The 20533-nt window shown below is 67.9% G+C and carries 24 protein-coding genes; 10 read left to right on the forward strand and 14 right to left on the reverse strand.

What is annotated here, in order from left to right:
- Positions 1–15: 15 nt before the first annotated feature.
- On the forward strand, positions 16–1785 hold the full coding sequence (gene sdhA / locus ACFXK0_RS19130) for a succinate dehydrogenase flavoprotein subunit (RefSeq protein WP_379411801.1): 1770 nt from the start codon (positions 16–18) through the stop codon (positions 1783–1785).
- A complete protein-coding gene (locus ACFXK0_RS19135) occupies positions 1785–2555 on the forward strand; it encodes a succinate dehydrogenase iron-sulfur subunit (protein ID WP_379411802.1) in 771 nt (256 codons plus the stop codon). Before sdhA ends, ACFXK0_RS19135 begins: the two co-directional genes overlap by 1 nt.
- A gap of 64 nt (positions 2556–2619) precedes the next feature.
- On the opposite strand, the gene ACFXK0_RS19140 is transcribed toward ACFXK0_RS19135, so the two are convergent.
- The 3 genes from ACFXK0_RS19140 to ACFXK0_RS19150 all read right to left on the reverse strand — a co-directional run bounded on the left by ACFXK0_RS19140 (position 2620) and on the right by ACFXK0_RS19150 (position 4795).
- Positions 2620–3225, reverse strand: a complete 606-nt coding sequence (locus ACFXK0_RS19140) for a dihydrofolate reductase family protein (protein WP_379411804.1) — start codon at positions 3223–3225, stop codon at positions 2620–2622.
- Between the two features lie 103 nt (positions 3226–3328).
- Positions 3329–3709, reverse strand: a complete 381-nt coding sequence (locus ACFXK0_RS19145; protein ID WP_379411805.1) for a hypothetical protein — start codon at positions 3707–3709, stop codon at positions 3329–3331.
- Between the two features lie 111 nt (positions 3710–3820).
- On the reverse strand, positions 3821–4795 hold the full coding sequence (locus ACFXK0_RS19150; protein WP_379411807.1) for a fructosamine kinase family protein: 975 nt from the start codon (positions 4793–4795) through the stop codon (positions 3821–3823).
- A 184-nt stretch (positions 4796–4979) separates the two neighbouring features.
- Here ACFXK0_RS19150 and ACFXK0_RS19155 point away from each other — a divergent pair, with 184 nt between their 5' ends.
- The gene (locus ACFXK0_RS19155; RefSeq protein WP_379411809.1) at positions 4980–6209 is read left to right on the forward strand and encodes a cytochrome P450; all 1230 of its coding nucleotides are present in this window, start codon (positions 4980–4982) and stop codon (positions 6207–6209) included.
- 28 nt (positions 6210–6237) lie between these two features.
- Positions 6238–6972 carry a TetR/AcrR family transcriptional regulator gene (locus ACFXK0_RS19160; protein WP_379411810.1) on the forward strand — a complete coding sequence of 245 codons (735 nt, stop codon included), beginning with the start codon at positions 6238–6240 and terminating at the stop codon, positions 6970–6972.
- On the opposite strand, the gene ACFXK0_RS19165 is transcribed toward ACFXK0_RS19160, so the two are convergent.
- Together ACFXK0_RS19165 and ACFXK0_RS19170 are read right to left on the reverse strand one after the other, a co-directional pair.
- Entirely contained in the window at positions 6969–7640 is a 672-nt protein-coding gene (locus ACFXK0_RS19165) for a RadC family protein (RefSeq protein ID WP_379411812.1), read from the reverse strand. The genes ACFXK0_RS19160 and ACFXK0_RS19165 overlap by 4 nt on opposite strands.
- Positions 7641–7721: 81 nt before the next feature.
- Positions 7722–7907 (reverse strand): type II toxin-antitoxin system VapB family antitoxin, encoded by a 186-nt coding sequence (locus ACFXK0_RS19170; RefSeq protein ID WP_379411813.1) that lies wholly within the window; start codon positions 7905–7907, stop codon positions 7722–7724.
- A 258-nt stretch (positions 7908–8165) separates the two neighbouring features.
- Here ACFXK0_RS19170 and ACFXK0_RS19175 point away from each other — a divergent pair, with 258 nt between their 5' ends.
- The 3 genes from ACFXK0_RS19175 to ACFXK0_RS19185 all read left to right on the forward strand — a co-directional run bounded on the left by ACFXK0_RS19175 (position 8166) and on the right by ACFXK0_RS19185 (position 11380).
- A complete protein-coding gene (locus tag ACFXK0_RS19175; protein ID WP_379411814.1) occupies positions 8166–9062 on the forward strand; it encodes a phenylalanine 4-monooxygenase in 897 nt (298 codons plus the stop codon).
- Positions 9063–9217: 155 nt separating this feature from the next.
- Positions 9218–9898 carry an ester cyclase gene (locus ACFXK0_RS19180; protein ID WP_379411816.1) on the forward strand — a complete coding sequence of 227 codons (681 nt, stop codon included), beginning with the start codon at positions 9218–9220 and terminating at the stop codon, positions 9896–9898.
- Between the two features lie 159 nt (positions 9899–10057).
- Positions 10058–11380: a D-alanyl-D-alanine carboxypeptidase family protein gene (locus tag ACFXK0_RS19185; RefSeq protein ID WP_379411817.1), complete on the forward strand. Its 1323-nt coding sequence runs from the start codon at positions 10058–10060 to the stop codon at positions 11378–11380.
- Here the strand turns inward: ACFXK0_RS19185 and yhjD are convergent.
- The 3 genes from yhjD to ACFXK0_RS19200 are packed head-to-tail and all read right to left on the reverse strand — an operon-like array spanning position 11377 to position 14438.
- The gene (yhjD, locus tag ACFXK0_RS19190) at positions 11377–12399 is read right to left on the reverse strand and encodes an inner membrane protein YhjD (RefSeq protein ID WP_379411819.1); all 1023 of its coding nucleotides are present in this window, start codon (positions 12397–12399) and stop codon (positions 11377–11379) included. The genes ACFXK0_RS19185 and yhjD overlap by 4 nt on opposite strands.
- Before the next feature lie 41 nt (positions 12400–12440).
- Positions 12441–13472, reverse strand: a complete 1032-nt coding sequence (gene trpS, locus ACFXK0_RS19195) for a tryptophan--tRNA ligase (RefSeq protein WP_379411820.1) — start codon at positions 13470–13472, stop codon at positions 12441–12443.
- 21 nt (positions 13473–13493) lie between these two features.
- Complete coding sequence (locus ACFXK0_RS19200; protein WP_379411822.1) at positions 13494–14438, reverse strand: oxygenase MpaB family protein; 945 nt, start codon at positions 14436–14438, stop codon at positions 13494–13496.
- Between the two features lie 103 nt (positions 14439–14541).
- Here ACFXK0_RS19200 and ACFXK0_RS19205 point away from each other — a divergent pair, with 103 nt between their 5' ends.
- Complete coding sequence (locus ACFXK0_RS19205) at positions 14542–15180, forward strand: TetR/AcrR family transcriptional regulator (RefSeq protein ID WP_379411823.1); 639 nt, start codon at positions 14542–14544, stop codon at positions 15178–15180.
- Between the two features lie 17 nt (positions 15181–15197).
- Here the strand turns inward: ACFXK0_RS19205 and ACFXK0_RS19210 are convergent, their stop codons facing one another.
- From ACFXK0_RS19210 to ACFXK0_RS19220, 3 genes are all read right to left on the reverse strand, one after another.
- Positions 15198–15578, reverse strand: coding sequence for a hypothetical protein (locus ACFXK0_RS19210; RefSeq protein WP_379411825.1), 381 nt, complete (start codon positions 15576–15578; stop codon positions 15198–15200).
- Positions 15579–15714: 136 nt separating this feature from the next.
- Positions 15715–16209 (reverse strand): barstar family protein, encoded by a 495-nt coding sequence (locus ACFXK0_RS19215; RefSeq protein WP_379411826.1) that lies wholly within the window; start codon positions 16207–16209, stop codon positions 15715–15717.
- The gene (locus ACFXK0_RS19220) at positions 16209–16700 is read right to left on the reverse strand and encodes a ribonuclease domain-containing protein (RefSeq protein WP_379411828.1); all 492 of its coding nucleotides are present in this window, start codon (positions 16698–16700) and stop codon (positions 16209–16211) included. Before ACFXK0_RS19220 ends, ACFXK0_RS19215 begins: the two co-directional genes overlap by 1 nt.
- Positions 16701–16987: 287 nt before the next feature.
- Here ACFXK0_RS19220 and ACFXK0_RS19225 point away from each other — a divergent pair, with 287 nt between their 5' ends.
- Both ACFXK0_RS19225 and ACFXK0_RS19230 read left to right on the forward strand, forming a co-directional pair.
- The gene (locus ACFXK0_RS19225; RefSeq protein WP_379411829.1) at positions 16988–17227 is read left to right on the forward strand and encodes an antitoxin; all 240 of its coding nucleotides are present in this window, start codon (positions 16988–16990) and stop codon (positions 17225–17227) included.
- Positions 17224–17655: a TA system VapC family ribonuclease toxin gene (locus ACFXK0_RS19230; RefSeq protein WP_379411830.1), complete on the forward strand. Its 432-nt coding sequence runs from the start codon at positions 17224–17226 to the stop codon at positions 17653–17655. Before ACFXK0_RS19225 ends, ACFXK0_RS19230 begins: the two co-directional genes overlap by 4 nt.
- Before the next feature lie 136 nt (positions 17656–17791).
- On the opposite strand, the gene ACFXK0_RS19235 is transcribed toward ACFXK0_RS19230, so the two are convergent.
- From ACFXK0_RS19235 to ACFXK0_RS19245, 3 genes are read right to left on the reverse strand one after another with little or no spacing between them, the layout of a single operon-like run.
- The gene (locus ACFXK0_RS19235; protein WP_379411831.1) at positions 17792–18541 is read right to left on the reverse strand and encodes an ESX secretion-associated protein EspG; all 750 of its coding nucleotides are present in this window, start codon (positions 18539–18541) and stop codon (positions 17792–17794) included.
- Positions 18538–18819 (reverse strand): hypothetical protein, encoded by a 282-nt coding sequence (locus ACFXK0_RS19240; RefSeq protein WP_379411833.1) that lies wholly within the window; start codon positions 18817–18819, stop codon positions 18538–18540. Before ACFXK0_RS19240 ends, ACFXK0_RS19235 begins: the two co-directional genes overlap by 4 nt.
- On the reverse strand, positions 18800–20311 hold the full coding sequence (locus ACFXK0_RS19245; protein ID WP_379411834.1) for a hypothetical protein: 1512 nt from the start codon (positions 20309–20311) through the stop codon (positions 18800–18802). Before ACFXK0_RS19245 ends, ACFXK0_RS19240 begins: the two co-directional genes overlap by 20 nt.
- Positions 20312–20533 lie beyond the last annotated feature (222 nt).

Raw genomic sequence — 20533 nt, forward strand, 5'->3', positions numbered from 1 at the left:
AACAGGCCACCTCGCATGAGTGAATCCCGTCCGATTCAGGAGCATCGCTACGACGTCGTCATCGTCGGCGCCGGTGGCGCGGGTATGCGCGCGGCGATCGAGGCAGGCCCCCGGGCTCGCACCGCGGTCCTGACCAAGCTGTACCCGACGCGCAGCCACACCGGCGCGGCCCAGGGTGGCATGTGCGCCGCGCTGGCCAACGTCGAAGAAGACAACTGGGAATGGCACACCTTCGACACCGTCAAGGGTGGCGACTACATCGTCGACCAGGACGCCGCCGAGATCATGGCCAAGGAGGCCATCGACGCGGTGATGGACCTGGAGAAGATGGGTCTGCCGTTCAACCGCACGCCCGAGGGCAAGATCGACCAGCGCCGTTTCGGTGGCCACACCCGTGACCACGGCAAGGCGCCGGTGCGTCGCGCGTGTTATGCCGCCGACCGCACCGGTCACATGATCCTGCAGACGCTGTACCAGAACTGCGTCAAGCACGACGTCGAGTTCTACAACGAGTTCTACGTGCTCGACCTGGTGATGACCGAGTCCGAGCGTGGCCCCGTCGCCACCGGCGTCGTCGCCTACGAGCTGTCCACCGGCGAGATCCACGTCTTCCACGCGAAGTCGATCGTGTTCGCCACCGGTGGCTCGGGCCGCATGTACAAGACCACCTCGAACGCGCACACGCTGACCGGTGACGGCATGGCGATCGTGTTCCGCAAGGGCCTGCCGCTCGAGGACATGGAGTTCCACCAGTTCCACCCGACAGGCCTCGCGGGCCTGGGCATCCTCATCTCCGAGGCGGTCCGTGGTGAGGGTGGCATCCTGCGCAACGCCTCCGGTGAACGCTTCATGGAGCGCTACGCCCCCACCATCAAGGACCTCGCGCCGCGTGACATCGTCGCCCGCTCGATGGTGCTCGAGGTGCTCGAGGGCCGTGGCGCCGGGCCGAACAAGGACTACGTCTACATCGACGTGACCCACCTCGGCGAGGACGTGCTCGAGGAGAAGCTGCCCGACATCACCGAGTTCGCGCGCACCTACCTCGGCGTCGACCCGGTGACCGAGCTGGTGCCGGTCATGCCGACCTGCCACTACGTCATGGGCGGTATCCCGACCAAGATCCGTGGCGAGGTGCTGCGCAACAACACCGACGTGGTCCCCGGCCTGTACGCCGCGGGCGAGTGCGCGTGTGTGTCGGTGCACGGCGCGAACCGGCTGGGCACCAACTCGCTGCTCGACATCAACGTGTTCGGCCGTCGCGCCGGTATCGCCGCCGCGGAATACGCCGAGCGCACCGAGTTCGTCGAGATGCCGGAGAACCCGGCGCAGATGGTGCAGGACTGGCTGGCGCTGATCCTGTCCGACCACGGCAACGAGCGCGTGGCCGACATCCGCACCGAGCTGCAGTACTCGATGGACATGAACGCCGCGGTGTTCCGCACCGAGGACACCCTCAAGCAGGCCCTCACCGATATCCACGCGCTCAAGGAGCGCTACACCCGGATCACGGTGCAGGACAAGGGCAAGCGCTACAACAGCGACCTGCTCGAGGCCGTCGAGCTGGGCTTCCTGCTCGAACTGGCCGAGGTCACCGTCGTCGGCGCGCTCAACCGCAAGGAATCGCGCGGCGGCCACGCCCGCGACGACTACCCGAACCGTGACGACGTCAACTTCATGCGGCACACGATGGCCTACAAGGTCGGTCCGGAACTCATCTCCGATATCCGCCTCGACTTCAAGCCGGTGGTGCAGACCCGCTACGAGCCGATGGAGCGTAAGTACTGATGACTGCTGTAGCCGAACCCACCACGCAGAAGCCGGCGCCCGTTCCCGAGGGCTCGGTCATGGTCACCGTCAAGGTGGCCCGGTTCAGCACCGAGAACGACAAGGGCGCGTACTGGGATTCGTTCCAGGTGCCGGTCCTGCCGACCGACCGCTTCCTCAACGTGCTGATCTACATCAAGTCCTACCTGGACGGCACCCTCACCTTCCGGCGCTCCTGCGCCCACGGTGTGTGCGGTTCGGACGCGATGCGGATCAACGGTGTGAACCGACTGGCCTGCAAGGTGCTGATGAAGGACCTGCTGCCCAAGGGCGACAAGGCCCTCACCATGACCGTCGAGCCGATCCGCGGCCTGCCGGTGGAGAAGGACCTCGTCGTCGACATGGAGCCGTTCTTCGACGCCTTCCGTGCCGTCAAGCCGTACCTGATCACCTCGGGTAACGAGCCCACCCGCGAGCGCATCCAGTCCCAGCACGACCGTGCCCGCTTCGACGACACCACCAAGTGCATCCTGTGCGCCTGCTGCACCACCTCCTGCCCCGTGTACTGGAGCGACGGCAGCTACTTCGGCCCGGCCGCGATCGTGAACGCCCACCGCTTCATCTTCGACAGCCGCGACGAAGCCGCCCGCGACCGCCTCGACATCCTCAACGACGTCGAGGGCGTCTGGCGCTGCCGCACCACCTTCAACTGCACCGATGCCTGCCCCCGCGGCATCGAGGTCACCAAGGCCATCCAGGAAGTCAAGCGGGCCCTGCTCTTCGCCCGCTGAGTTCTCCGAAGCCCCGAAGGCCGCCTTCATCTTGCGATGGAGGCGGCCTTCGTCGGCTACGCGACTATTCCTGCACGAGATGAGCTTTCGCCTCGTCGTAGGTACCGCTGGGCGCGGCGGCGTCGCGGGTGTAGACCAGGTGCAGCACGCCGGTGCCGAAGGCCTCCGACGAGAGCAGGCGCAGCGGGATCGTCGTTCCGTCCTCGAACAGCCGCTCCCCCTTGCCGACTGCGATCGGGTGCACCAGGAGGTGGAGTTCGTCCAGCAGGCCGGCGGCCAGCAGTTGCCGCACCACCGATACCGAACCGCTGATGGCGATGTCGCCGCCCGGCTCGTCGCGCAGCGCGGCCGCGGCCGCGGTCAGTTCACCGTCGAGGCGCTCGGAGTTGCGCCAGGGGAAGTCCCGGTCGCGGTGGGTCACCACGAGCTTGCGCGCGTCGCCCAGCTTCTTCGCGAACACGGCGTCGGGTCCGCCCTCGGCTTCCCGGTCCGGCCACGCGCCGGCGAAGCTGTCGTAGGTGCCGCGGCCGAGCAGCAGGGTGTCCGCGCTGCCGAGCTGCGCGTCGACCGCAGCGCCCATGGCGTCGTCGAAGTAGGGGAAGTGCCAGTCCTGCGGGTCGCCGATCACCCCGTCGAGGGACATGAACAGGCCGGCGGTGATCTTCCTCATCGAGATTCTCCTCGTGTGAGCGGGTGCGGTGGGGTTGGTCATTGATAAGGACGGGACGGGGCCCGCGAACTCATCGCAGGGGTGATGTCGGCGGCAGTGCCGTTCACACCCAGGCGGCCAGAGTCCAGATCACCAGTACGGGCAGGGTGATCAGGTAGGCGATCGCGCAGTACCGGAATACTTTGTCGGCCATGAGGCCACCGTCGTGTCCGGTGAGCACGTTCAGTGGGTTGGTGGATTTGTTGTCGCCGCCGTCGTCCAAGGTCAGCGCGCACACCAGCAGCAGGGTGTCGGCGGCGATGAGCAGCGGCCAGACGGTCGGTGCGGCGGCGAATCCGGCGAAGATCAACGGGCCGAACGTGATTGCCGGGAGCAGGCCGAGCGAGAACCAGCTGAAAATGAGGTAGAAGATGGCCCACCAACCGAACGCTGTGAGCCGCAGGAGCAGCGCGACGGCGACGACGCCGACTTGGATGTAGCCCATCGACCGTGCCTCCCCGGATGAACCGACTGCGTATGCAGCTGATCAGCCAGGGTACTGGAGCAACGCACGATCGACTTCCCGTGTGATGGACCGAATCCCTGTCCTCGCCGTCTAGTAGTGCGCCGCCGCGGCCAGGACCGCGGAGCGGTAGGAACGGCCGAAGAGGATGGCGTGTACCAGGAGGACGGGGAGCTGGTGGAGGGGGATCCTGGTTCGCCAGTCGGCAGCGAGGGGGCGGATCTCGTTGTAGGCGGCGATGATTCGGGGTAGGTGGGGCGCGCCTCCGAAGAGGTGGAGGGTGGCGAGGTCGGTTTCGCGGTGGCCTGCGTGGGCGGCGGGGTCGATGAGCCAGGGCGTGTCGGCCTGGCCCCAGAGGATGTTGCCGGGCCAGAGGTCGCCGTGGATGCGGGACGGGGGTTCGGTGGGGGCGTCGATGTGGATGGATTCGACGACGGTGGCGTCGGCGGGGTCGAGGGCGCCCGCGTCGACGGCGAGTTCCAGGTACGGGAGGATGCGGTGCTCGCGGAACCAGGTGGGCCAGTCGTCGCCGGGGGTGTTGTCCAGCGGTAGGCCGGCGAGGAATCCGGCTCGAGTGGGGACACCCGGCGCGTCGGTGGCCGGCGGCGCATCGGCCGTGGGGGTCGCGTCGGCGGCGGGCCGCGCATCGGCGGTGGATGCTGCCGCGCCGAAGTGGGGTGCGCCCGCCCGGTGGGTGACGGCCAGCGCGGCGCCGAAGCGTTCGGCGGCGGCGAGGGTCGGCTCGGCGTGGTCGATCCAGGACAGGAGCAGCAGGTCGTCGGTGGCCGCGTAGACCTCGGGCACCGCGACACCTCCGGAGACCCGCAGCCAGTCGAGCCCCGCCGCCTCGGCGGCGAACAGTCCCGGAGGTGCTGACTCGGGGGCCGCGGTGGGTGGCGAGGAGACTCCGCCGGGCCAGGTCTTGAGGAACAGCTGGGTTCCGTCGTCGAGCACGATCCGCTCGGCGACCGCGATCGACCCGCCCGGGACCGGCGTGGTGCGCAGCCGTTGATGGGCCAGGAAGGTCGGCAGCAGGTGCGGGTGCGCACGCAGGAACGGCAGGTCCACCCGGATATCTTGACCGGCCCGCGCGCCCGTGGTCGCCGAACGAGCCGATTCACGCCGTCGCGGCAGATTATTAACAGGTATTACTAAACGCTGTTCACAAACTGGGGTCGGTGTGGTTTCATGGTCGTCGGAACGTGTTCCACATCACGTGCGAGTGCCGCGTGACGGACCGGAGGAGAGACCCGTGATCAGCCCGAACATCCCGGCAGGATTCGATTTCACCGATCCCGATCTGCTGGCGAGCCGACTGCCCGTCGAGGAGTTCGCCGAGCTGCGGCGCACCGCGCCGGTGTGGTGGTGCGCCCAGCCCGACCGGGCCAGCGGGTTCGACGACGGCGGATACTGGGTGGTGTCCAAACTGGCCGACATCAAGGACATCTCGAAGCGGCCGGAGGACTTCTCCTCACACGAGAACACCGCGATCATCCGGTTCAACGAGGAGACCACCCGCGAGCAGATCGACATGCTCGGCAACATGCTGATGCTGAACCTGGATCCGCCGCAGCACACCAAGATCCGCCGCATCGTGTCCAAGGGGTTCACCCCGCGCGCGGTGGAGGGCCTGCGCGCGGCGCTGACCGAGCGGGCCGAGCGCATCGTGCACGAGGCCAAGAAGTCCGGCCGCGGTGACTTCGTCGAACAGGTGGCCGTCGAACTGCCGTTGCAGGCGATCGCCGAACTGCTCGGCGTGCCGCAGGAGGACCGCCGCAAGATCTTCGACTGGACCAACCAGATGATCTCCTACGACGATCCGGAGTTCGAGGGCAACCACCACACCGCCACCGCCGAGGTGATGGGCTACGCCTGGAACATGGCCGAACAGCGGCGCGGCTGCCCGGCGGCCGATATCGTCACCCAGCTGGTGAACGCCGATGTCGACGGTGAGCACCTGGGCTCGGACGAGTTCGCGTTCTTCGTCATCCTGCTCGCCGTCGCGGGCAACGAGACCACCCGCAACTCGATCACCCACGGCATGAAGGCCTTCGTCGACAATCCCGAGCAGTGGGAGCTCTACAAGCAGCAGCGCCCGCGCACCGCGCCCGACGAGATCGTGCGCTGGGCCACCCCGGTGACCGCCTTCCAGCGCACCGCCACCCGCGACCTGGAGCTCGGTGGGCAGCAGATCAAGAAGGGCCAGCGGATCGGCCTGTTCTACAGCTCGGCCAATTTCGACGAAGACGCCTTCACCGACCCGTTCCGCTTCGACGTGCTGCGCGACCCGAACCCGCACGTCGGCTTCGGCGGCACCGGCACCCACTACTGTGTCGGCGCCAATCTGGCCCGCCTGGAGATCGATCTGATGTTCAATGCCATCGCGGACGCGATGCCGAATCTGCGCCAGGTCGCCGACCCGGTGCGGCTGCGGACCGGCTGGCTCAACGGCATCAAGCGCTGGGAAGTCGAATACGCTTGAGCCGGCGGCGAATCGAGGAGGGGGCCGGGTGACCGCGGAGCGAACACGGACCAGAGGCCGGGCACCCACGGTGACCGACCCCGACATCCGGCGCGTCGCGCGCACCCTGCTCGCCACCAACGGCCCCGACGGCGTCACCCTGCGCGCGATCGCCCGCGAGCTGGGCGTCACCGCCCCCGCCCTCTATCGCCACTACGCCTCGCGCGACGAGCTGGTCGAGCGGCTGCGCCTGGAATTCTGCGCCGACCTGGCCGCGTTCCTGTCCGCCGAGATCGACCAGCTGCCCGACGACAGCGCCGCGCAGTTCCTGGCCATCTGCCGTGGCTTCCGTCGCTGGGCGCTGGCCAATCCGCGCGAGTTCACCCTCGTGTTCGCGGCACCGTCGGATCAGCGCACGATCATGCGCCGCTTCGACGAGCCGTTCGGCCGCATCTTCCTGGCCGCCGCTGGCCGGCTGCTGGCCGGATTCGACATCGCCACCCCGCCCGGCGACACCATCCCCGCCGAGCTCCGCGACGATCTCCTCGACTTCCAGACCGAACTGCTCACCGTACTGTCGGAGACCGGCCAGAAGTTCCCCGCCGAGAAGCTCGATCTCGGCGCCACCTACCTCATGGTGCAGACCTGGGCCCGCCTGTTCGGCCACGTGACACTCGAGGTCTTCGGCAACTACCCCATCCCCTTCGCCTCCCCCGAGATCATGTTCGACGCCATGCTCGCCGACCTCGCCCACTCCGCGGGCTTCGACCGTCCCACCGGCTAGACCAGCGGCGCCGCGGTGGCCCAGCTGTCGCCCGCGATGACGACGTGGTCGAGATAGCGCAGGCCGACGGTGGCGGCCGCCTGCTGGAGCAGGGTGCTGGCGCGGCGGTCGTCGATGCTGGGTTCCGGGTCGCCGGAGGGGTGGTTGTGGACGACGGCGAAGGCGCGTCCGTCGTGGCGCAGGACGGTGTTGAGTATTTCGCGGACGGGGACGGCGACATGGTCGATGGCGCCCTCGGCGACGAAAGCGCGGTGGCGCAACCGGTTCTGGGTGTCGCAGATCAGCACGAGCAGCCGTTCCACCCGCGCACCGGCGAACAGCGGGAGCGCGACGGCGGCTATGCCGTCGGGGGCGGTGAGCTGGGGCAGCGCGTCGGCGCTGGTGCGCGAACGGGTGCCCAGGTGGAAGGCGGCGACCACCGTGGCCGCCTTGGCAGGCCCGATGCCCGCACGCGCCGCGAGCTCCTCCGGCCGCGCGGCCGCCAGTTCGGCCAATCCGCCGTAGTCGCCGATCAATTGGGCGGCGACCTCCAGCGCGGATCGGCCGCGAGTACCCTGCCCGAGTAGCAGCGCGAGCAATTCACTGTCGCTGAGCGCGTGCGGGCCGAGCAGGCGCAAGCGCTCACGTGGACGTTGCGCGACAGGCAGACTGGCGATCGGTACCGACATCGTTTCCCCCCGTGGATCGGCGACGACACCGATGATGCCAGGGGGCACCGACAGATTCGAGCTACCGCTCAGCCAACAGTCTCAGGCGGTCGATTCTGTGGTGAAGATCGAATCTGCCATCAGGCGCTCCAGATTGCGTAGTTGGCGTTCGTGCACCACGATGCGGCGCAGCGCCTCGTTGACAGTAGCGTTGCTGTCGGCAGTGCCCATGATGTCGGCAGCAGCGGCCAGCAGTTGCTGGTCCAGATCTATCCGCAGGGTTCGCACACATCCTCCTCGCCTACGAACGCAATCTTGCGTGATGGTCCGCGCGCGCGTGCGCGGATTCACCGGCTCGTTACCGAATCCGGCCTTCGCAACCGCACACAGCAAACCGGCCGCAGCGCGGTGACCTGCGACAGAATGCGTGGTGGAAAGCGCTGGTGATCGTCGGAATCAGGGCGGTGACCACGCCCGAACTGTGCAGTTTGCGCAGTTGTGCGCTTCCGTGTTGTCGCTGCGGCTCCGCGGTGCTTGCCTGGAAGCATGTTCACCGAGGCACAGCTGTACTCGCCGGTGACGCGCGAGCGCGACGGCGACGTGACGGTGCATCTGAGCGCCGATCACCCAGGTGTCGGCGACGAGCAGTACCGCGCGCGCCGCAATGCCATCGCCGCGCTCGCCCTCGACTACACACCGGGCGGGCCGACCCCGCATATCGACTACACCGACGACGAGCAGGGCGTGTGGCGGATCGCCTCGGCCGAACTGGCCCGCAAACACGCCGTGTACGCCTGCGCCGAGGTGCGCGACGCGGCGCGGCGCCTCGCGCTGCCCGGCGATCACATCCCGCAGCTCGACGAGGTGTCGGCCCTGCTCGGGCCGTTGACCGGTTTCAGCTACGTGCCGGCCGCAGGACTTGTCCCGCTGCGCGAGTTCTTCGGTTCCTTCGCCCAGCGCACCTTCCATTCCACCCAGTACATCCGCCACCATTCGGCACCGCTGTACACCCCGGAACCCGACGCGATCCACGAGATCATCGGCCACGCCACCCAGATCGCGAGCCCGCGCTTCGCCGCGCTCTACGAAACGGTCGGCGCCGCGGTCACCCGGCTGGACACCGATACCGCACTGAAATTCCTCGCCGATGTGTTCTGGTTCTCGCTCGAATTCGGGGTCGTGCGCGAGGCCGGGGAAATTCGCTGCTACGGCGCGGGATTGCTGTCGTCCTACGGCGAGATCGATGAATTCCGGCACGCGCAGCTACGTCCGCTCGATGTCGCCGCGATGGGCACCATCGCCTACGACATCACCCACTACCAGCCGGTGCTGTTCTGCGCGGATTCGGTGGACCAGCTCGTCGACGTGCTCGGCGAATTCTTCGCGACAATGGACGACGAGACACCGGCGCGCCTCGGTCATCATCCGCACGCAGTTTCTTAGCAAACTCCGAATACATTGTCACAGAACACAGTTCACAATTTCGCACATCTCACATGTTGAGATCCCGATGGGCATCGGCGACCGGTCGACTGTTACTTTCGACCGGTTCTTCAAGCTTTGCGAAAGGGTCGGGTAGACCGAAAATGACTGTGGACGTGACCGATACACATGCCGCCGAACCTGCGCCGGAAGCCCCGTTGTGGCTGCAGGGCCGGGAAGCGGTGATCGCCGCGGCGACACCGGACCAGTGGCGTGGCAACGTTCCCGACTACCACCTCAGCCACGAGGTGATCCCGCGTGAACGGGTCGCCGAGCACGCGCCCGGATCACTCGAGGAAATCGTCGAAGAGCTGGTGAAGGTCTTCGAGATGGAGGTCTCGCACAAGGCCGACCCGGCGACCTGGCTCTCGGTAGTGGCCGAGCAGTACCGTGGCCGCGTCAACGGCGGGGTCTGGCAGGACGCCGAGGAGTTCGCCCGGATCGGCAGCTACAACATCCTCATCGGCGACAACCCGTACTACGAGTCCGCCGACGAGACCTTCGAGTCCTCGCACAAGATCTTCCACACCGCCTTCCCCGGCGGCTTCTTCTGGGAGGTGCTCGAGGTGCTGTCGGGCCCGCCGACGGTGAGCTTCCGGTGGCGGCACTGGGGCAAGTACGACGGCGAGTACAAGGGCCACCAGCCCACCGGTGAGCAGATCGAGATGTTCGGCGTGACCATCGCGCGCGTCAGCGAGGACCTGCGCATCGTCGAGCTCGAGCATTTCTACGACAACAGCCAGCTGCTCGGCCCGCTGGCCCACGGCTGCCCGATCCAGCGCGGCAAGACGGAGTGATCAGGCCCGATCCTCGAACGGCAGGAATGCCAGGGCGCCGGTGACATTCATCGCCGGTGGCGGGCGCGATGGCGAGCATCGCGCCCGCGGCCACCCTGCGGCGGGTGCCGTCGGTTCCTCGCGTTGTGCCGGCGCGAAAGCTCGCTAGGCTGCCACGTGATGAAGATCCGTGAACACGGCGCGCGCGCCGCCTGCTCGTTCGGCGCGCTCGCCGCGGTCGCCGCCATCGCCGCAGCTCCAGCCATCGCCGCAGCTCCCGCCCTCGCCACCCCGCCCGCCGAGCCGTATGCCCCACCCACCAGCGGGTCGAGCACCACCACACCCCCGTTCAGCACCCCGAACACCGACAGCTGCCCGCAGCGGACACTGCCGCCCGCGCCGATCGACACCTCCGAGGTGCCCGCGCCGGGCGAGCCGACCCCGAGCCCGCTGCCGGTCCCCTCCCCCGCCATCGGCGGCGAACGGATGGGCGAATGCGGTGTCGTCACGCCCAAGGGCGCCCCGGCGCTGCCCGCCGACATCTCCGCCACCTCGTGGCTGGTCGCCGATCTCGACACCGGGCGGGTGCTCGCCGCCAAGGACCCGCACGGCCGCTACCGGCCCGCCTCCACCATCAAGGTGGCCCTGGCCATCGTCGCGCTGCGCGAACTCGACCTGGACAAGGTCGTCATCGGCACCCAGGCCGACGCCGATGTCGAAGGCACCCGCGTCGGCATCGGCCCCGGCGGGCGCTACACCAACCGCCAGCTCATGCAGGCCCTGATCATGTGCTCGGGCAACGACGCCGCCCACGCCATCGCCGCCCAGCTCGGTGGCGACGAGGCCACCGTGGCGAAGATGAACGACGTGGCGAAGTCGTTGCGCGCGATGGACACTCGCGCCGCCACCCCGTCCGGGCTGGACGGCCCCGGCATGAGCACCTCGGCCTACGACCTGTCGGTACTGTTCCGCGAGGCGATGAGCGTCCCGCTGTTCGCCGAACTGATCCACACCGAACAGGTCGACTTCCCCGGCTACCCGGCCGACCCGAAGATCCCCGACGACAAAGATCACCCCGGCTTCCCGATCGCCAACGACAACCAGCTGCTCTACAACTACGAGGGCGCGATCGGCGGCAAGACCGGCTTCACCGACGACGCCCGCCAGACCTTCGTCGCCGCCGCCGAACGCGACGGGCACCGGCTGGCCGTCACCCTGCTCCAGGCCGACGTCCGCCCGATCCGGCCGTGGGCCCAAGCGGCCCGGCTGCTCGACTACGGCTTCGCCCTCGACACCGACGCCCGGATCGGCAAACTCCCCGAGACCGGCAGCGCGGCAGTGCAACCCAGCGTGCCACTGGCCTCACCCCCACCGCGCGCCGACGGCGCACCCGATGTCGAACAGTCCGCGCACCAGGGCGCCCGGGTGGCCACGATGATCGGCATTCCACTGGTGGTCGTCGTCGCACTGCTGTGGGGACGCAGGCTGATCCGGCGGCGTTAGCGGCGCCTGCCCACCACCAGCAGCGCCAGCGCGGCCACCGCCCCGGCACCGAAATAGGCCGCGCCCGCACCGGTCGAGACACCCCGATCGACCACGCGCGGCCGGATCACCACCGGGTTCGGCGGGGCGATGCTCGCGGCGCGTTCGTTGTCGGCGGAGGTGGCCGCCCAGGCGGTCGCGAACAGCAGGATCCGGTAGGTGATGTAGCTGAACACCATCAGGCCGATGATCGAACCGAAGGTCGCCCCGGCCGGGCTCGACAGCACCATCTGCAGATAGAAGGCGGCGACCAGCTTGAACACCTCGAAAGCGATCGCCGCCAGCGCCGCCGCGCGCGCGGCACTGCGCAGCGAGACCGGCTCGCGCGGTAACCGCGCGATCATCCAGGCGAACACCGCCCAGGAGGCCAGCAGGCCGAGCGCGACCGAGAGCAGCGTCAGCAACACCCCCGCGCCGGTCAGATGGTCCATCCCCAACTGCTCGAGCACCTTCCGGCCCAGCCCGCCCGCCGCCACCGCCGACAACCCCAGCGAGACGGCGAACGCCAGCCCGAGACCGATCAGCGCGCCCAGATCGGAGAGCTTGCTGCGCCACCACGGCTTGTCGGGGCTCTTGCTCGCCCACTGCTCGGTGAGCGCGGCGCGCAGGTTGGCGATCCAGCCGAGACCGGTGTAGAGACCGACCAGCAGACCGAGCACACCGACCGTGCCGCGCGAACGAATGGCCTGGTCGATCAGGTCGTTGATCTGATCGCCGAAGGAACCCGGCACCGTCTCGACGACCTTGTCCTGCAACTCGGCCAGCCACTCCGGATGCCCCGCCAGCACGAAACCGGCCGCCGAGAAAGCGACCATCAGCAACGGAAACAGCGACAGCACCGTGAAATAGGTGATGCCCGCGGCGAAGAAGTTACCGCGACTGTCCTGGAACCGGCCGCCCGCCCGGACCAGATGATCCAGCCAGGGCCTGCGCCCGATCTGCTTCTCGACCGCGGCCGAGATGTTGTCGACGACCTGCATGACACGCGCCCCTTCAGCGAAAACCTCAGGGGCGCGACGGGTCAGCGAGTGAGGAAGCCTACCCGGTCGTACACCTGAGCCAGTGTGTTGCCTGCGATCTCGCGCGCCCGCTCGGCGCCCGCCGCGAGAATCCGGTCCAGTTCGGCCTGATCGGCCAGATACTCCTGCACCTTCTTCTGCACGGGCGTCACGAATTCGACCAGCGCGTCGGCCACCTCGGCCTTGAGATCACCGTAGCCCTTGCCCGCGAAATTCTCCTCGAGGTTCACGATCGGGGTCGCGGTCAGCGAACTCAGGATGACCAGCAGGTTGCTCACGCCCGGCTTGTGCTCCGGGTCGTAGCGGATCTCGCGCTCGGTGTCGGTGACCGCCGAACGCACCCGCTTCGCGGTGACCTTCGGGTCGTCGAGCAGGTTGATCAGGCCGGCGTCGCTGGAGGCCGACTTGCTCATCTTCGCGGTCGGATCCTGCAGATCGAAGATCTTCGCGGTGCCCTTGACGATGTGCGGCTCGGGTACGACGAAGGTCTTCTTGAAGCGGGTGTTGAAGCGCTGGGCCAGGTTCCGGGTCAGCTCCAGGTGCTGGCGCTGGTCCTCGCCGACCGGCACCTGGTGCGGACGGTAGAGCAGGATGTCGGCTGCCATCAGCACCGGATAGGTGAACAGGCCGACGGTCGCGTTCTCCGCGCCCTGCTTGACCGACTTGTCCTTGAACTGGGTCATCCGGCCCGCCTCACCGAAACCGGTGAGGCAGCTCAGGACCCAGGCCAGTTCGGCGTGCTCGGGCACCTGACTCTGCACGAACAGGGTGGACTTCGCCGGATCGATACCGAGCGCGAGCAGCTGGGCCGCGGCGGCCTTGGTGCGTCCGCGCAGCGCCTTGGGATCCTGGCTGACGGTGATCGCGTGCATGTCGGGGATGAAGTACAGCGCGTCGTAGTCGTCCTGCATGGTCACCCAGTACTGCAACGCCCCCAGGTAGTTACCGAGGTGGAAGGAGTCGCTGGTGGGCTGGATGCCCGACAGCACCCGCTGCTTGCGTTCGGCCGTCGCGGCCGGGGCAGGACTGGACATACCCCGATCTTTCCATGCCGCTCAAGCGGAATTGCGCTCCACCCAGTTGCGCGGATCCACACCTGGCATGCTCGGCTTGCCCGCCCGCACGAACTGCCGCTCACGCTTGGCCAGCAGCTGATACGAGGGCGTACTCGGCCCGGCCAGCGCACCGGTGAACACGCGCGGGGCCAGTGGCCGGGTGCGGTGCGCGGTGCGCAGACTGCGGCACAGCGTGCGATAGGCGAGCTCGTCGGCGAAGCTCCAGTCGATCCCGTACAGCTGCTTGATCCGCTCCGGGAGGCTGCCCTGGACCAGGGAATACAGGGCAGCGCCGACCTGCTGCGCCGGTGGGTTCATCCGGTACGGCTTGCGCACGCCGGCCAGGTAGGAGCCGACCAGCCGGGCCTCGTCGGTGAGGAACAGTTCGCCGGAGCCGAGGTAGCCGTCGAAGTACTCGCGGAAGGCCGGGTAGTCGGCCGGGGCCGCCGTACGCGGCATCCCGAACAGTTCGCCCCAGCGGACATAGTCCTGGTAGAGGTCCTCGCGTTCGGTGGGGGTGAGTTCGCGGACCAGCCGGTCATACATCGCCTCGGCCGAGTCGAAGGTGAAGGCCATGGTCATGAACATCAGGTGCGGGTCGTTGGCCGAGTAGGCGGTGCCCGCGGGGTGATGCGCGCCCGCGTCCTCGGGCAGGGCGCCGACCACCGGCGCGTGCTTGCGGCGGGTGAACGCCAGCGCCCGGTCGGCCTCGGCCTTGCTGCCCAGGAAGACCGCCTCGAACATCGCGCCGGTGATGGCCAGGCGGGTGTACGGGGTGGCCCGGTGGGCGGTGTTCTCGCTGGTCCCGACGAACAGCAGCGGATGCACCGCGCCGATCACCAGCGCGCGCACGCCGTAGGTCAGGCCGACGGCGCGCTTGCTCATCACGCGTCGGATCATCGAATCGTCGGCGAAATATCCGGGTTCGCCCTGCCGTGCGGCCATGCTGCGCCTCCTCGTCGAGTGCATCTGGCAATAGAATCCCCCAGATTTGATAATCTGGCAAGAGTCACTACCAAAAGACCTGAGGCAGGCGACAGGACGCAGAATGGAAGCCGTGACAGCACAACGGACGTATGGCGGCGTCTCGGCGGCGCAGCGCAAGGCGCAACGACGCACCGCGCTGCTGGACGCGGCGCTCGAGATCGTCGCCGAGGACGGGCAGGCCAAGCTCACCGTCGCCGGACTGTGCGCCCGCGCCGGCCTCAACGAGCGCTACTACTACGAGAATTTCGAGCATCGCGACGCGGTGCTCGCCGCCCTGCTGGACCGAATCGCCGAGGAGCTCGCCACCGCCATCGCCGCGGCGCTGGCCGCCGCACCCGCTGATAGCCGCGCCCAGGCGCACGCCGCTATCGACGCGGGCATCGCGGTGCTCATCGACGATCCACGCAAGGCGCGCACCGCGCTGATCGCGGGCATGGCGACACCGGAACTCCAGGCGCGCACCGCCCGGACGGTGCGCGCCTTCGCGCGCCTCGTCGCCGCCGAGGGCATCGGCTTCTACGGCGGCGACATCCCACAGAACCTGGTCGACTTCCGGGCGATCTACCTGGTCGGCGGCCTCACCCAGACCCTCACCACCTGGCTCGCCGGCGACCTGGACCTCACCCGCGCGGAACTGATCGAGCAGATCACCGAGATCTTCGTCCTGCTCGGTGACGATCTGGCCGACCGCCACCGCTGAGCCGCGGCCTCAGCCGATCAGCAGATTCCGACCGGGCCGTAGCACGGCTCAGACGAGCCGTTGGCCAGCCAGCGAATCGCCTGGTTGATGGTCAGGACCAAGTCGTCGGACAGGATCGCCGACCCGCTGTCGGCGATCGGCCGCGCCACCGCGCCCGGCAAGGGCGAGCACATGTCGAGCTGGATGCCGTCGCACGGCTGCGAGGAACCGAGGCCGAGTGCCCGCAGCAACGCGACACCGGGGAAATCCTCGGTCGACCCGACCGGACCGGCGATCTGCTCGACCGCGGCGGGCTGGGCATAGATCTGCGGGCTCAGCTGCGCGTTGGCCGCGGCCATCCCGGTGGTGGCGGTCATGATCGCCGCGCAGATGCCCGCACTCGCCAATACTCGCTTCATTGTCTCTCCTCACCGTCACGGCCTCCACAGACCACGACGGTGAGGACATTAGGGGGCCCGAACAGATGGGGGCAGACCTCAATTCCGCTGGCACCGTCCCTGTCGGCGACGCCGCGCGCGTCCGACATGGGCAGCCCTATGGAATCGGTCGGTCGATCAGCGCGACGGCGCCGCCGACCGCGCCCGGTTCGCCCTGCAGCACCACCCGGAACACCACATCGCGGCGGGCCCAATAGGCAGCGCAATCCTCGACCGCGCCGACGAACCATCCGCGCTCGGTGGGCTGATGGGCGAGTAGTTCGGCGGCGGACCGGATCACCGCGACGTAGCCGGGGGCGTCACCCACGAAATCATCCAGGTCGCGCAGGCATTCGTCGAAGGCGTCCTTGTTGGCGCCGAAATAGTACGGGAACTGGAAGGCCGCGGCGAACTCGTCGAACAACGCGGCGACGGTGCGCATCTTCGGGCCGCGTAGCTCGCGCACGCGGTAGTCGGCGGGTGCGTCGTAGCGCACGCCGCTGAACTGGGCGGCATCCACCGCCAGCGCGCCGAACACCGGCCGGGGCGCGGCCGGCGCGTCGGCGGCGGCGGGACGAGCGAGGAACTGCGACAGCGGCATTCGCGACGTCATCAGCGCATCCTCGTGAAGGTCTCGTAGTGGTCGCCGGTGTACCAGGCCGAGCCGTCACTACCGGTGACGATGCGTTCGGCATCGCGCCCCCGGTTGCGCTGCTTGGGATTGACATCCCACTCCTGATACTTCACCGGATTACCCGCCGAATCCTTGCGGGGCAGCTTGGTCCCCCGGTTCATCCACTGCTCACCCCCCTTGGTCCCCGGCGCGTTCGCCGAACCCGGCCACCGCCCCGCATCGATCTCGACGAGCGTGGCATAGGCCCGATCAGGCACCCCCGCTACCTTGGTGACCGGCGCCGCAGACGAATTCCCCGCAGTCACCTTGGGCGCGATGGTGCCACCCGGCTTCGGCGCGGTCGAAGTGACCCCCGCGACCGGCTGCGTGGTCGTGGTTTCGCTCTTACTCCCGAACAGCGACAGCCCGACGGCCACCAGCACGAGAACGAGCCCACCGATCAGCCCGACCGTCTTCCGCGAAATGTTCACCGGAACCGCGCCGCCCTCGGTGCGCGGCCGACCCAGCGCTGATCGTGAGAATCGGTGACACCGCTATCCATCATGGCGAAGAACCTACGTCATCGAATCGACCGCCCATGGTCGACGTATCGCGCCAAGCGCACCGGCTGCAGGTCCGTCGAGAACAGAGGCCTCGGCGTGACCATGGAAACACCTGCCGAAGCGGGTACGCCCGTGACGACACCCGACCAGCTCCTCGAGCCACCATGACCTGAACCGCCTGGCAGACGGGCAGTTGATGCACTAGCATCAGATGCATGCGCACCACATTAGCGATCGACGACGATGTGCTTCTCGCTGTCAAGGAGCGCGCACGTCGCGAGAACCGAACTACCGGCCAGGTCCTGTCCGAGCTGGCAAGGAAGGCCTTGTCGTGCTCCGCGTCGCCACGTCGCGAGAGCGCCACGGCTTTCCACGGTTTCGAACCACTCCCCCGGCGCGGAGCAACGATTTCCAACACCCTGATCGACCAGCTCCGCGACGAGGAGGATGTGTGAAAAGAGCACTGCTGGACGTCAATGTCCTCCTTGCACTGCTCGACCAAGACCACATCGACCACACAAGGGCCCGGCGCTGGCTGGAGGCCGAGATCGAATACGGCTGGGCGTCGTGCGCGATCACCGAGAACGGATTCGTTCGGATCCTGAGCCAGCCGAAGTATCCGAACGCGGCCAGCGTTGTCGAAGCCATCGACCTACTCGAACGCGCGGCCGGAACACCACATCACGAGTTCTGGCCTTGTTCGATCAGCCTGCTGGACAACAAGGTGATCGATCGCAGCCGGCTGCACGGTCATCGTCAGCTGACCGACGCCTACTTGTTGGCAATCGCTACCGCAGAGGGGGGCAGATTCGTCACATTCGATACCGCGATCTCGACCACTGCCGTCCGGCAGGCCGATGCGTCGAACCTGTTGGTCCTCTGATCGCGGGAGTTCAGCGCTGTGCACCGTGACCGGGGCGTGGTCGCATCCGGCTGACTCGATGCCCGTCTGCGCACGCCGCGCTTGGACGGCCATCCACCAGCGAAGCCTAATCCGACCCGATCCCGCGCAGTACGGGCTACGCGGGCTGAAGTCGCCGGCGCAGCTCCGCAGCGATCGTCTCGATGCCGGCCGGAAGAACGACTGTGTCCGTTCCAGTTTCGTTCACGGTGATCAGATACCGACCGGTCGCTCGGTAGCCATCGGCAACATCGACCCAGCTGATATAGGTCGGCTGGGTCGAACGAGAGTGATCTATTCGAAAGGCGCCCTCGGCCGAACGCGGCAGTCGCAGCAATGCGCGAATCCGCTCCTCCACCGGCGAACGCCCGTCGGCGGCCACGCGCCACGACGACGGTTCGGCTTCTCCACGGATGCGCGGTGTGTACCCGACCATCTGCTCCGCGCGTCCAGCGGCCGCTGCCGGAAGCGTCAACGAGAAGTATCGCAGCAGGTCGCCACGCGGAACGACTGCCAGCCGCACGTCGCCACCGAAATCCGGGTCGGTCGAGGAATTCTGGGTCACGATGACGTTGAGCCCCGGCGTCGCGGCGGCGATCGACCGGACACGATCGGATGTTCGATGTATCCGGCCGCTGGCAGTGATACGAATATTCGCCTCGGCGATCGCGCGCAGTGCTGGGCGCGGATCGTCGACAGCTCCGCGCGGGAAGCGGACACTGTGAGCCTGGACCAACTGGTGGTATTCGTCTGCGGTGGCGGCGGTTTCGATGATCGCGATCGGATCCAGATACCGGTCGAGCCCCGCGTCGGACCACAGCCAGGCGAACTCATCAGGGCTGAACACCCACGATTGGCGGATGGTCACTGGCGCGGTGCCGTCGCTGGGAAATCGTCCATGACAGGGCCAGTGCCGGAGTGCTGGAAGAACTGCTCATCGGCGGGTGCCGCCGGACTCTCCGCGGCATCCATGACCGGACCCGTGCCCTCGTAGGTGAAAGTCTGCTCTGCCGATGCCGGCGCGTCGTCCATGACCGGGCCGACGCCGGAGTGCTCGAAGAACTGTTCGGCAGCCTGCTCGCCCGTGCCGGTGTCAGCGGCCGCTGGCGTAGTCGAGGTCGCCGAGTCACCGGGTGCCGAAGACACTTCCGGCCGTCCGTGCCGAGTAGCTGGAATCGACGCAGCTGTAGTGGAAACAGTCGTGCCCGGCTCTCGGGTGGAATCCTGCGGAACGGCAGCTGACGACGAAACCGCCTGTTGGCGTGGAACTTCCGTCGATGTTGTAGCCGCCGTCGTCGCAGAACCGCGTCGGCGCGAACGGTTCCGCGTCGGACATCAGGTCTACCTCGCCGCCCAGCACACCACCGTAGGTGATGATGCCGTCGGTCCATTCCGGCTGGACACCCCGCAAGTACTCCGGCGCGTAATGCTCCTCGGATTCCTCGGTCTTCCCACCGCGACCGGCACCCGCTCCCGGCATCATCCCGTGACGCATTCCGGTGCCCGCGCTACTCCCCGCGCCGGCGGCGGTACCAGTTCCTGCGGCCGTGCCGGCCCCTGGCACACCGCGACCGAGAATGGCGCCCGGGCTGCCACCAGCGGCTCCGCCTGGTCCCCCGATGCCCGGCGATCCGGCGCCGGGGCCGCCACCGTTCGGCGATCCGGGCCCGGTGCCGGTGGGGGTACCGCTCGGGCTCGCCGGCTGAGTACCCGCCGGAGTCGTCCCGGCGGGCGTAGTCGATGACGGGTCGGTCGAGGGATCCTCGGCGTCCTGACTCCCGCCCGTGTCGTCATCCGATGGCTGACCGCTGTCCTGCGGTGAGTCGTCGGTGTCGGCAGGCTCGGGTGTAGTCGCCGGATCGTCGGTCTGGGGAGTGCCCTGATCGGCGCCGGGACCATTGTTGTCGCCGTTCGGTCCACCGGCGCCGGGATCGTCAGCACCTGGGCTACCACCGGTCGTCGGCATGTCGACGTAGGCGGGTACCCCGGCCCCAGACGGCGGGAACACCGGCGTGTAAGTCGTGTCCAGCGCCTGAATCGTCGCATCGCGTGCCGCCGCCTGCGCGACCCTGGTTTGCTCGTCGGTCGCCGGATTGCTCAAACCGGGCAGGATCGACTGCACCGGATCGTCCGGGTCGAGAGCTCCCACCGAGACCGGCTGCCGCTGCACGGCCAATTTCACCGCTTCGGCCGCGTACCCGACCGCCTCGACCCGGTTACCCACCGACCCGAACACCTGCCCCACTTCGTTGAGCGCCCTCGCGAACGCCTCGGTGGCGGCTTGACCCGCATCGGCCGTGACCCCCTGCCACTGACCTTCGTTGAAGAGCCGAGTCATCCCCAGCAGGTTGAACGCGGACAGGTTGAGTACCTCGGTAGAGCCCTCTTTCCAGACTCCAGCCTGCCCCAGCAAACCACTCGGATCGAGCCCACCCTCGCCGTGCACAGCCTGAACCAACTGATCGAGAGTCATGCTCTGGAACCGGTCATCGGTGGTCACGTAGTCGGGGTCGGTACCGTGCCCCGCGTTCGCCAACCTGCTGTCCGCGGTGGACGTCCGCGCCTGCGCGTTCTCCGCCTTCTGCACGACTTCGGCGAGGTTGACGAGGTTGAGCGGATTGTTCGGCTGTGGTGTCATGCTGCTATCCCCCCGGAGGTGCGGCTGGTCCCGGTCGGCACAGTAGCACGGACCGCTGACCAGCCCGCCGGAGTTTGTCAAGGTGAATGAGTCCAGCGGGAGTTATGCGGCGGTCTGAGCTCGGTCCTCCTCGATAGGCGGGTTGATCGATGCCGCGGTCGGTAGGTCGATGATCTTCGGGGCCGTCGTCGTGCCGCTGAATCGGTTCGGATGTCGTGCTCG

Source organism: Nocardia sp. NPDC059177 (genome assembly GCF_042755165.1).
GTDB lineage: Bacteria > Actinomycetota > Actinomycetes > Mycobacteriales > Mycobacteriaceae > Nocardia.